The sequence below is a fragment of the Listeria aquatica FSL S10-1188 genome (genome assembly GCF_000525795.1).
In the GTDB taxonomy this organism is placed as follows: domain Bacteria; phylum Bacillota; class Bacilli; order Lactobacillales; family Listeriaceae; genus Listeria; species Listeria aquatica.
The window spans coordinates 75,080-86,785 of record NZ_AOCG01000007.1; the positions used below are offsets into that span (position 1 = coordinate 75,080).

Here is an 11,706-nt window from a genome sequence, read left to right on the forward strand (position 1 = left end):
TCCACCTCGTTTCGTTTTGCCTTTTCCCGTTTCATTAACAATAGAAACCCATTTCGGAGTATGATAAGATAAACAGGGAGGTTTTTTCATGAAAATTACCGCAATCCGAATACAGGAAAAAAAGAAAAAGAACGCTACAATGTTTTTGTGGATGAAAAGTATCGTTTTAGTGTAGATGAAGAAGTGCTCGCGCGTTTTCATCTTTCGAAAGGAAAAACACTTTCAGAAGAAGAAATTGAGCAAATTGAAGAAGCTGACCAAGTTCGGGTTGGATTAAATAAGGCGATTCAATTTTTATCTCATCGTGTTCGCTCGGAAAAAGAAATTCGTTCTTTTTTAGCGAAGCAGGAAATTGAAGCCATTCACCAAGATAGCATTATTCAAAAGCTTGTGGAGATGGATTATTTAAATGATGCTGAATTCGCAAAACTTTACGTGAGAACACAAGTCAAGACTACAACAAAAGGCCCGGGAAAAATCCGCCGAGAATTGATCGAAAAAGGGGTTACACGTGAAATCATTGACGCGAGTCTAGCTACTTATACAGCAGAAGAACGTGAGGAGAATGCGCTTAAAGAAGCATCAAAAATAGCAAGACGTAGTCGAAATTTAGCCAAACAGCGTCTTGTAATGAAGATTCGAACAGATCTACTGCAGAAAGGTTTTTCAGAGCTTGAAGTGAAAAATGCGGCAAGCGAAGCTACTGCTGAGTTAAATGAAGAAGATGAAACAGAAATTCTTGGTAAACAGCTTGAAAAACTAATCCGCAAGAATAAACGATTCGAGCCGCGAAAAGCGAAGCAAAAAACGATTCAATCATTGATGCCAAAAAGGCTTTAGCTATGCAAACATTGAAGCCTATCTTGCGGAACATGAGATTGATTTTGAAGAGGTGGAAGATGAGTGAACGATTATACGGAGGAATTAACGAAACAATTACTTGCTAAAAATCCGGCTCTTAGTGAGGAAAAGGCACTTTGGTGGGTGGAAATGCTTTGGAGTGATTTTGAAAGTTCTTATGCAAAAGCAGGATACCCGTATCGTGGTGCTCAGTATGCGGCAGATTATGTCAAACAACAAATTGAACAGCATGGGGCGATGCTTCATTTAGTTACAAGAAAGCAAAAAGATGAGAATGAGGGGGAAATAAAATGAAACAACGTGGTTTTGAAGTGGTTCGCGAGGATAGTCGCTTTTTTAAAGGGGAAGAGATTCATTTACCAGAACGCTCGGATGCTGGTTCTGCGGGCTATGATTTTTATTCGAATGAAGATGCGACACTTCATCCTGGAGGAACACATACTTTTTTCACAGATGTAAAAAGCTATATGTTAAGTGATGAAGTTTTGATGATGCACGTGAGATCTTCGATGGGAATTAAGCGTGGGCTTAACTTATCCAATAACACAGGAATTATTGATGCTTCTTATTATGAAAATAAAGATAATGATGGGAATATCGGGATTGCGCTTCGGAATATCGGAAGCGAGCCTGTGACTATTCAAAAAGGGGAACGAATTGCCCAAGGGATTTTTACGAAGTATCTTGTGGCTGATCAGGATGAAGTGATGAGCGAAACACGCGATGGTGGTTTTGGCAGCACGGGACTTTAATTGGTGAAGGATAGTAAAAAAGCCGAAAGGTAAATGAAATAGTCCATTTACCTTCCAGTTTCTTGCAAAGAGAGTAGTAAAAACTCTCTTTTTTGTATGGGGTAGGGTTTAGAGTGCGACAGGAACGAGTTTTTTCTGTAATTTTTCATCAGAAAAAATCCAGCCTGTATAAGACGATAGAATTTTTAAATTATCATCTAAGCGCACGACTGCAACAAATGGGTAATGCCCATTGCTACGGTATCTCAAATCCGTAAACGTGACATAGGTTGCATCTAACTTTTCTTCAATTCTCCAGTTGTAGACTTTGGAGAAAGAAACGAAAGCAGCTAAATTTTTATCCTGTTTCGCAGCACGAATGAGCTCATTATCTGGAACAGGCAAACGATCGAATTTTTCATAGATCGAAATATTTCGTTTGAATGCTCGTCCCACGTAGTAATGATCTTTCGTTGTGACGGCAACACGCCACTGGAAGAAATGTATGGTTGAAGCAACAATAATTTCTTCAGCGTCAGGAATTAAATGTTGAACCGCTCGTTTGATCATTTGCTGTGTCACGGCCCGTGCGACATAATAAAGCGCTAGGATCGCATAAAGCGTAAAGAACGTTGGACCCGCGGGTGTACCAAGTAACCAAAGGATGATCGCAACCACATGTGACCCGAAAATAAACCAGTCAAATGTGTTGATAAAACCAAAGGCGACCCAGGTATCCTTGAAAGGTCGAATCGCTTGCGTGCCATACGCGTTAAAAATGTCAACAAAGATGTGGAGCGCAACCGCAATAAAACTCCAAAGTAGTAAGTGTATAAAAGTAGCCTGCGGAAAAATAAAGTAAAGTATAGTTGAAATGAGTAGCGGCCAAATAAACAGCATTGGAAGAGAGTGTGTTACCCCTCTGTGATTGCGAATATAGTCCGCGTTGTTTTTAAGTTTTAAAACCGTATCGACGTCGGGAATTTGAGAACCAATGATCGTTGCTGCCATGATGCCGATCACAGCGGGTGAACTGCTTGCGATCCCAGGGTCAATCCCTGTTGCAAGACCCCCAAGTGCGATCCCCATAACAACGTGTGTGCCAGTGTCCAAAAGCTTTCCTCCTCGTAGAGTGAAAGTAGTCACCTTAAAAGAAAGCGACTGCTCTCTGCAACAAAATGGGATTAGAGTAATAAACTCTAATCAGCTCTTCTTTTCTATACAGAAGTCTGTTCAAAGCCTTAGACTTTCTGTATAATAGTAAAAGTTAAGCTTATTATTCTATTCCCTCGTCTACATTATACTACACATTGAGAAGAACAGCACATTAAAAATCTATGAGAATTATGGTGAATAAAATGCAAACACATGAATTTCTAAACTGGGATTCATCTAAAATTTCAAGTTTTCGGCTAGCACTTGTTTCTTGGTATGATGTAAACAAGCGCGTTTTACCGTGGCGTGAAAATACAGATCCTTACAGAATTTGGGTATCAGAAGTGATGCTTCAGCAAACACGAGTGGATACCGTGCTTCCTTATTTTGAACGTTTCATGCAAAAGTTTCCGACGATGCGGGATTTTGCTTATGCGACGGAAGCCGAAATTTTAAAAGCCTGGGAAGGACTCGGCTATTATTCACGTGTTCGCAATTTGCAAATAGCTATGCGGCAAGTGACTGAAGAGTTTGGTGGAGTGGTTCCTGATACAAAAGAAGCGCTTTTGAGTCTTAAGGGAGTGGGACCTTATACAGCAGGAGCTATTCTTAGCATTGCTTATGGGAAGCAAGAGCCGGCAGTTGATGGGAACGTAATGCGGGTGATATCACGGATTTTTGAAATTGATGAAGACATCATGAAGCCGAAAACAAGAAAAACGTTTGAAGCGATTTTATATAAATTGATTGATCCAGAGCATGCCTCTGCATTTAATCAAGGCTTGATGGAAATTGGTGCACTTGTATGCACACCAAAAAAGCCAATGTGTTTACTGTGCCCGCTGCAAGAATTTTGCGAAGCACATCAAGCTGGAAAAGAGCTTGATTATCCTGTTAAAATTAAAAAGACAAAGTCCAAAACAATTCCACTTATAGCCGTTATCATTGAACAAGATGGAAAATATATTGTGGAGCAGCGGGAAGATACAGGTTTGCTTGCTGGCATGTGGCAGTTTCCGACAATAGAGGCTCTACCCAATGAAAATGATGAACTTGTAAAACTGAAATTCTTACGAAAATACGGGCTTACTTTAGAACTAGCGGATAATGTAGTGACGCATGTTAAGCATGTATTTTCACACCTTGTTTGGCAAGTTGAACTTAAACAAGCGCGTATTTTAGAAGGAGAATTATCAGGACGAACCAAATGTTTAACGGAAAAAGAGATGACTGAACTTGCCTTCCCGGTTCCGTACCAAAAAATGTGGCAAGCTTTTTTAAAACAAAAAGGAGGAAATCAAGAATGAATCAAGTAGCACTAGTAACTGGAAGCAGTCGAGGATTAGGACGTGAAATTGCACTGAAACTTGCAGCTGAAGGATACGATATCGCAGTGAATTTTGCGAGAAATAGAAAAAAAAGCAGAAGAAGTAAAATTGGAAATCGAACAAATGGGACGTCGCTGTGAGCTTTTCCGCGCCAACATTGGAGATGTTGAGAAAATGCGAGTGATGTTTGCTGAAATAAAAGACACCTTCGGACGATTAGATTTATTTGTTAGTAACGCAGCAAGTGGCGTTTTAAAGCCGCTGATGGAGCTCCAAGAAACACACTGGGACTGGACGATGAATATCAATGCAAAAGCCTTGTTATTCGCTAGCCAAGAAGCAGCCAAATTGATGCAAGAAACGGGAGGCGGAAAAATCATCGGAGTTAGCTCGATTGGCGCTATCCGCTACCTAGAAAATTATACAACAGTGGGTGTTTCAAAAGCAGCAGTTGAATCGTTAACGAGATACCTAGCCGTTGAACTTGCTCCACTTGGCATTGCGGTCAATACGGTTTCTGGTGGTTTAATCGAAACGGAGGCGCTTGATCACTTCCCAAACAAAGAAGAGCTGATTCAAGACGCGATTCATAAAACGCCAGCTGGAAGAATGGTTCAATTAAATGATTTAGTGAATACTGTGCTATTTCTAGCAAGTGAACAAGCAGATATGATCCGCGGGCAGACAATTATTGTTGATGGTGGACGAACGTTACTTGCTTAGTAGTAGAGCTTTGGATGGTTTTAAATCGTCCAAAGCTTTCTTTATGTTCTTGAAAAAGAGGTTTTCTGAGGTTATTCGTGCTTTTGAAGGAGTTTATAGTTTTTTTTGTGTCATTTTTTTTATGCTATAATACAAGGTGAACCGTTTCTAGTACATGAAGAAAGTAGGAAAGCGCATATGTACTTGCCTAAAGAAAAAGAAATTATTCAAATCAAAAGCTACAAGCATAACGGTAAACTTCATCGTACTTGGAAAAAAACAGTTGTCCTTAAATCAACAGAAAACGTGATCATCGGCGGAAATGATCACACGCTTGTTGTTGAATCAGATGGAAGAAAGTGGGTAACACGTGAACCTTCCATTTGTTATTTTCACAGCGATTATTGGTTTAATGTCATTTCAATGATTCGAGAAGACGGCTTATATCATTATTGTAATCTTGGAACCCCGTTTGCAATGGACCGTGAGGCACTCAAGTATATAGATTACGATTTGGATATTAAAGTCTTCCCAGATGGACGATTTCATTTGCTTGATGAAGGCGAATACGAACAGCATCGCCGCCAAATGAAATATCCAGATTCTATCGACCGGATTTTGCGAAAAAATGTGGATATTTTAAGTCACTGGATTCTTGATAAAAAAGGACCTTTTTCGAAAGATTACATTGACATTTGGTACGAAAAGTACAAAGAATACCGTTGAAGTCATTATTGACGGACCCTAGGCCTAAGGATTCTTGAATAGGCTTGGGGTTTTGCTATCTTTAACTAACTGAATTTTTACATAAAACTACAAAAAGCATATTGAAGCAGATAAGGGGAGAAAAAATTGGAGTTAACTTTTTGGGATAGAATTGTACGTGCCTTTCAGTATGACCTAGCGATCTGGCATAATGTATTTTTAACCATTATTTATATTATCGCTGGGGCTTGTGTGTTTTTTGCCATCCGTTATATTCGCACATTGATTCGAAAAAAAGAACGCTTTTCAATTACTGCTTTTTTCACTATTTTAATCGGACCGCTTGTCTTTCCCGTTGTGCTGTTTTTGATTCTTTCCCTTTCGCTAGGCGGCTCGAGTTCTGTTACACCAGGGCAGAAATTTGTTACTTTTAAAACTTCAAACGGAGATGAAGCCGTGGCACTTACGACAGGGAACTTTCTGGCAAACGAAACAGGAAAATACGGTACATATGGAAGTACGCGCTATTATGCGGTCGCTCTTTCACAAGAGTCAGGCAAAAAAAGTTTGGCAAACGAAACTATCCGGCGGAGAAGCAGAATTACTCGGGAAAACGGGAGATAAACTTTGGTATTTTACTGGGAATGGTCTTCAAGTGATTGCCTTAAAAACGGGGAAAACATTAGCCAAGACAAGTGATTTTAAAGGCATCCAAAATCAGTTACCAAAGAATTACGAAAACTATCTAGTGAAGGACCAGTTGGTTTATTTTAAAGGATTAGATGGTCAGTTTTATCGAATCAATCCTAAAAACCTAACAGGGAAAGTTACGAAAGAAGGAATTCGTGCAGCTGATTTTCCAGAGACACCAGTGAGTGGTGAAAAATTTGAAACCGCACAAATCATAGCAACGCCGGATAATGACCAGTTGTTTGCTTTGTTATCAGACAAAGAGCTTCAAGCTATCCAAGCAGGTGGTGATATTGAAATGGATCAAGAAAATGAAAGATCTTATCTCTATCAAACTAAACTTGTCAAACAAAATAAAGTAGCTGTTTCGGATAATGAAAAAGTAATGTCTGAAGCTTTCATTTCTGGTGAATTTATTCTTGATTCTAGTCGAAAGCGACCAACAAATGATGCCTTTCACACCTTAACAGACTTTACTAGTCAAGTAAGCGATACAGAAAATAGCGCGTATTCGAACGAGTACAACCGCTTTGTGAGAATAACAGGGGGACTTGGAGTCGCGACGAGTTCAAAATATTTACCGCTTGCAACTAGCGAAGGGAATTGGCTGATTTTGCATTATGAAACCATTGAAAGAAATTCAAGTCTGAAACTAAGTGCTTTTAATCCGCGGACAAAGCAGGTGAGTTGGACGACGCTCTTATACACTTCAAGCATCTCTAGCACCTTAAAACAAGGAGATAAACTCACACTTCTGTCTAATGATGATTTGCTAGAGATGAACTTAAAAAATGGGAACTTAAAAGGTTATAGCTTTCAAAATGACCGTTTTTTCAGCAAGAAACCCGAATAAAAACGCTGTAGGCTAAGCCTACAGCGTTTTTATTCTTCAGTGACGCTAATATCAATTTGGTTATCTTCTTGGTGTCTCAGTTTGAAACTGTGAATTAATTTTTCCAAGTAATCTACCGTTTCCTGATATGCGAAGATCGAAGCAATAATCCTCATCAAGTGATATTCATCCAGTTCACGCGTTTCATCATCAAGTTTCAATTCATTAATAAACAAGTCCATCAATTCTTTAGGATCTTGAGCCAGATGATCTTCCACATAATCCACATCAACAGCCACTTTATCGATATAAGTAAGAAGTAGTTGCTCATGCTTATCCGTTAAATAATCGATTTGCTGTCGAATTTGTTCCTGCTTAAGCGGAGCGAGGAGCAAATAATCATTTTCATAGCGATGTTGGATTTTCAGTAAATCAATTGCTTTTTGCGAACACAAGATCATTTGCCTGTAAATCGCGATTTTTCGTGATTTTGCGAGCATCTCTTTTTTTCGGAATGAGCGTTCTTCTTTAAATAAATCATACTGATTACGAATTTGCGACATTTGATTTTGCATCCAGTTCATATCTTTTTTTAGAAGTGGAAAATCCGCCGCGTGTCGTAAGTTCAACTTAATCCATTTCATGATCTCACTGTTCGTAGTATAAATTTGTTGATAAAGCGTGACTTCATATTTCGGCGGAATAAAAATCAAGTTTACAATAAATGCCGCTACAAGACCCAGCATAATCGTCCCAAAACGAATAAGCGCAGTCTCGAGAAAGCCGTTTCCGGGAGAGTCCATGATAATGACAAGTGTCACAACAGCAAGCCCGATCGTGTTTTCAAGCTTTAATTTCAGTAAAAGCGCCACACAGATAATAGAAGCTACGCCGATCAAGATGAAATCATTCCCAATATAGAGTCCGAATAAAATGGCAATCACGGCTCCGATTACATTCCCTTGAGCACGTTCTAAAATAGTTAAATAGGAACGATAAATCGAGGGCTGAATCGCAAAAATAGCGGAAATACCTGCGAGTGCCGGTGAAGGCGACTTACAAAGCTGCGCAATAAAAAGTGCGAGCGAAATAGCAATTCCGGTTTTTAGAATTCGAGCTCCGAATTTCATGCGAAGTAATTCCTTTCTAAAGTGCCTAAAAACACTTTTTTCTTATTATAACCCGTCTCACTAATTAATAACATGATTTTACATATTTTCCGCCATTTTTTTTGAAAACACGCTGAACAGCTTCTAGCGTTTCCTCGATATCTTTTTCTGTGTGAGCAGTTGTGACAAACCAAGCCTCATATTTAGACGCAGCAAGTAAAATCCCTTCCTCACGCATCCCCTTAAAGAACTCGGCGAAAGCCTCACCATCTGTATTTTGTGCATCTTCATAATTTCGAACCGTTTTATCTGTGAAAAAGACAGTTAAGGCACCGACAATTTGATTCACCGTTACAGGAATTTGATATTCCTTTGCCGCGCTTAAAATCCCTTCTTTTAACATCTGGCCCAATTTTTCAAAGCGGTCATAAAGACCTTCTTCTTGAAGAACTTCCAAGCAGGCGATACCAGACTGAATAGAAGCAGGGTTCCCAGCATGTGTGCCAGCTTGATAAGCAGGTCCGAGTGGGGCAACTTCTTCCATAATATCAGCCCGTCCACCGTAAGCACCGATCGGAAGGCCGCCACCGATAATTTTCCCAAGAGCTGTCAAATCGGGTGTAATATTTAAATAGTCTTGTGCACCGCCATACATAAAGCGAAATGCCGTAATGACCTCATCATAAATCACAAGTGCGCCAGCTTCATGCGTCATTTCATTCACTTTCTCCAAGAAGCCAGGTTCCGGAGCAACAATCCCGAAGTTCCCAACGATCGGTTCAACGAGGACAGCCGCCACTTGATCGCCCCAAGCTTTAAGCGCCTCACGAAAAGCATCCAAATCATTAAACGGAACCGTAATCACTTCACGTGCAGTCGCTTGCGTCACACCAGCAGAGTCAGGCGTTCCAAGTGTAGAAGGCCCAGAACCTGCTTCAACGAGAACAAGATCAAAGTGACCATGATAGGAGCCGCCGAACTTAATGATTTTTTCGCGCCCAGTATAAGCACGTGCCACCCGGACAGTGGTCATCACAGCTTCCGTACCCGAATTTGTAAAACGAACCTTATCAAGCGAGGGAATAGCTTCTTTTAACATTTTGGCAAACGTAATTTCGTGTTCCGTTGGCGTTCCGTAAAGGACCCCCGTTTCTGCCGCATGTGTGATCGCCTTTGTGATATGTGGATGCGCGTGTCCAGTGATGATTGGACCAAAAGCCGCCAAATAATCAATGTACTTATTTCCATCCACATCATAAAAATAAGCTCCACTTGCAGATTTCATCGTAATCGGAACACCGCCACCAACACCTTTGTAAGACCGGCTTGGGCTGTTGACACCGCCAACAATGTGTTTTTTTTGCTTCTTCATGTAGCTCTTCAGATTTCGAATGATTCATCTTTACATCTCCTTTTATATCAGGCAGGTTTCCCTGCTCGTCTCTTCTATTCTATGAAAAATAAGCAGAAGTCGCAACTTGAAAGGGCAAGATCATTGCTGTTTTCTAAAAAAAGTCATACACTGGGTAAAAAAGGGAGGTAGGCTTAATGAAAATCGTTTTTACCATGGCAATTCCAGAAGAATTGCAAAAAGAATTCGCTAAACAATTTGAAACCGACAAAACCTATTACACAGACAATCTAGAAAACTTTCCTGAACTAAAGGAAGTAGATGTCATCGTCACTTACGGTAGCGACCTCACAGAGCCACTTATTCAGGCAGCAGAAAACCTCAAATGGATCATGGTATATTCAGCAGGTGTCGATAGCCTTCCAGCAGAAGCGATTACAAGACGACAAATCAAAGTCAGCAACGTGCGAGGCATCCACGCTTACCCCATGGCAGAATTTGTCATGGCTTACCTACTTGATGATGTCAAACAGTTGCGCTTCTTTAGTTCAGCACAGCAAAAAAAAACAATACGCGTCCGAACATCCCGTAGTTGAGTTGGGTGAAAAAACTATCGCCATTGCCGGAACAGGCGCAATAGGCATCCAAGTAGCACGCTTTGCAAAAACTTTTCAAATGAAGACGATCGGTTTCAATACAACTGGCCATAAAGCAGAATCCTTTGACAAAACTTACCCGCTAAAGAATCTATCCGAACTAATTTCAGAAGTTGACTACTTTGTCTCAGTCTTGCCTAAAACGAAGGAAACAAATGAAATCTATGGAAGAAACTTTTTTGAATCCCTTCCTAATCAAGCCGTCTTTATCAATATTGGTCGGGGAAACGTAACAACAAAAGAAGTACTTGAAGAAGCTATCCAAGCAAATGCCGTTAGACATTTTTATTTGGACGTCTTTCCAGAAGAGCCTCTACCTATAGAAAGTCCATTGTGGGGAGCAGAAAATGTAACTTTAACACCACATGTTTCTGGGCATACTGATCAGTATCTCAAACGTAGTTTTCAAATCTTTGCAGACAATATCACCCGATTTAAGCAAAATGAAGCACTCGTCAATTTGATAGATTTAAAACGTGGCTATTAAATCCCATTATTGACATAATAGAAGAGTTTCCGTTAAAATAATAGAAGTATTAAAATTATTTTAATTTAGGGAAGGAGTGCATGGCGGTGTCTAGTACTCAATTAAAAGAGTCAATAGATGTCCTCAAACAGTCTGGAGTTCGTATTACTCCTCAACGTCATGCTATATTAGAGTTCTTAATCAATTCACATTCCCATCCTACAGCAGATGAAATCTATAAGGCCTTAGAACCTGAATATCCGAATATGAGTGTTGCGACCGTTTACAACAACTTACGCGTATTTCGTGATGCCGGGTTAATCAAAGAATTATCTTATGGTGATGCTTCAAGCCGTTTTGATTTCACTACGTCTAATCACTATCACGCAATTTGTGAAAAGTGTGGGAAAATTGTAGATTTTCATTATCCAGGTTTAGATGAAGTGGAACATTTTGCTGCTTCTGTTACTGGATATGAAATTAATAAGCATCGTTTAGAAGTTTATGGAATTTGTCCAGAGTGTCAGGCAAAAGAAAATCATTGATTGAAATAGCTTAAAAGTGTGCAATGAATTTTGCACACTTTTTATATGCATATTTTATGCAGAACAAAGCTGTTAAACATGATTTTACATTTTTCTACATTTTTATTCATAATTTTATTGACATACTTCTCTAAACTTGGTATATTAGTTCTCGGCGCTACTAATTACAACATTTTTGATTTGAAATGCAAGAAAAAACAAATTAAAAAATTGTTGACAGATCAGCGTTCAAATGATATGATTTAAAAGTCGCAAAAAACGATTTCACTTTCAAAATGAAACTTATTTTTGCAACTAAATGACCTTTGAAAACTGAACAAAAAGAAGACGAAAAAGCGATGAGACAGTACGTTTCACCAATCAATTCGCAGGACAGGAAATCGAGAGCGATTTCCAAAAAACAAGTAAGAAAGCTAGCAAAGTCAATTTTGACGCTAAGGAGACTTATTCACGGTGTTGGATAAGTATTCAAATTCCATTTATTTTAAAGAGAGTTTGATCCTGGCTCAGGACGAACGCTGGCGGCGTGCCTAATACATGCAAGTCGAACGAACCAAAGAGAAGCTTGCTTCTCT

Annotated in this window: 9 protein-coding genes, 1 rRNA gene and 4 pseudogenes; 11 read left to right on the forward strand and 3 right to left on the reverse strand. The window is 39.6% G+C overall.

All coding sequences use genetic code 11. From position 1 onward, the window contains the following. The first annotated feature begins 88 nt into the window (after positions 1–88). The 3 genes and pseudogenes from recX to MAQA_RS06190 all read left to right on the forward strand — a co-directional run bounded on the left by recX (position 89) and on the right by MAQA_RS06190 (position 1,613). Positions 89–907: pseudogene (gene recX, locus MAQA_RS06180) on the forward strand (recombination regulator RecX). After that, positions 904–1,155, forward strand: a complete 252-nt coding sequence (locus MAQA_RS06185; protein WP_036072313.1) for a YfhJ family protein — start codon at positions 904–906, stop codon at positions 1,153–1,155. The pseudogene recX and the gene MAQA_RS06185 overlap by 4 nt, the downstream one beginning before the upstream one ends. After that, a complete protein-coding gene (locus MAQA_RS06190; RefSeq protein WP_036072315.1) occupies positions 1,152–1,613 on the forward strand; it encodes a dCTP deaminase/dUTPase family protein in 462 nt (153 codons plus the stop codon). The genes MAQA_RS06185 and MAQA_RS06190 overlap by 4 nt, the downstream gene beginning before the upstream one ends. A gap of 108 nt (positions 1,614–1,721) precedes the next feature. Here MAQA_RS06190 and MAQA_RS06195 read toward each other — a convergent pair whose 3' ends face one another. Continuing rightward, positions 1,722–2,705 (reverse strand): metal-dependent hydrolase, encoded by a 984-nt coding sequence (locus MAQA_RS06195; RefSeq protein WP_036072317.1) that lies wholly within the window; start codon positions 2,703–2,705, stop codon positions 1,722–1,724. 245 nt (positions 2,706–2,950) lie between these two features. Between MAQA_RS06195 and mutY the strand changes: the two genes are divergently transcribed. The 5 genes and pseudogenes from mutY (at position 2,951) to MAQA_RS06220 (ending at position 7,025) form a co-directional block, all read left to right on the forward strand. Further along, positions 2,951–4,054 (forward strand): A/G-specific adenine glycosylase, encoded by a 1,104-nt coding sequence (mutY, locus tag MAQA_RS06200; RefSeq protein ID WP_036072347.1) that lies wholly within the window; start codon positions 2,951–2,953, stop codon positions 4,052–4,054. Beyond that, positions 4,051–4,798: pseudogene (gene fabL, locus MAQA_RS06205) on the forward strand (enoyl-[acyl-carrier-protein] reductase FabL). Before mutY ends, fabL begins: the two are co-directional and overlap by 4 nt. A 177-nt stretch (positions 4,799–4,975) precedes the next feature. Beyond that, positions 4,976–5,503, forward strand: a complete 528-nt coding sequence (ntdP, locus tag MAQA_RS06210) for a nucleoside tri-diphosphate phosphatase (protein ID WP_036072319.1) — start codon at positions 4,976–4,978, stop codon at positions 5,501–5,503. Positions 5,504–5,629: 126 nt separating this feature from the next. Next, complete coding sequence (locus MAQA_RS06215; protein WP_036072322.1) at positions 5,630–6,106, forward strand: hypothetical protein; 477 nt, start codon at positions 5,630–5,632, stop codon at positions 6,104–6,106. Next, positions 5,994–7,025 carry a PA2928 family protein gene (locus tag MAQA_RS06220; protein WP_149023324.1) on the forward strand — a complete coding sequence of 344 codons (1,032 nt, stop codon included), beginning with the start codon at positions 5,994–5,996 and terminating at the stop codon, positions 7,023–7,025. Before MAQA_RS06215 ends, MAQA_RS06220 begins: the two co-directional genes overlap by 113 nt. Positions 7,026–7,054: 29 nt before the next feature. Here MAQA_RS06220 and MAQA_RS06225 read toward each other — a convergent pair whose 3' ends face one another. Continuing rightward, positions 7,055–8,134 carry an aromatic acid exporter family protein gene (locus MAQA_RS06225; RefSeq protein ID WP_036072326.1) on the reverse strand — a complete coding sequence of 360 codons (1,080 nt, stop codon included), beginning with the start codon at positions 8,132–8,134 and terminating at the stop codon, positions 7,055–7,057. Positions 8,135–8,198: 64 nt separating this feature from the next. Next, a pseudogene (locus MAQA_RS06230) lies at positions 8,199–9,513 on the reverse strand (glutamate-1-semialdehyde 2,1-aminomutase). Between the two features lie 148 nt (positions 9,514–9,661). On the opposite strand from MAQA_RS06230, the pseudogene MAQA_RS06235 reads away from it, so the two are divergent. The 3 genes and pseudogenes from MAQA_RS06235 to MAQA_RS06245 form a co-directional block, all read left to right on the forward strand. After that, positions 9,662–10,607 (forward strand): annotated as a pseudogene (locus tag MAQA_RS06235) (NAD(P)-dependent oxidoreductase). An 80-nt stretch (positions 10,608–10,687) separates the two neighbouring features. After that, positions 10,688–11,131, forward strand: coding sequence for a peroxide-responsive transcriptional repressor PerR (perR, locus tag MAQA_RS06240; protein ID WP_036072328.1), 444 nt, complete (start codon positions 10,688–10,690; stop codon positions 11,129–11,131). Positions 11,132–11,614: 483 nt separating this feature from the next. Continuing rightward, positions 11,615–11,706: ribosomal RNA gene (locus MAQA_RS06245) — 16S ribosomal RNA — on the forward strand; the annotation flags it as partial.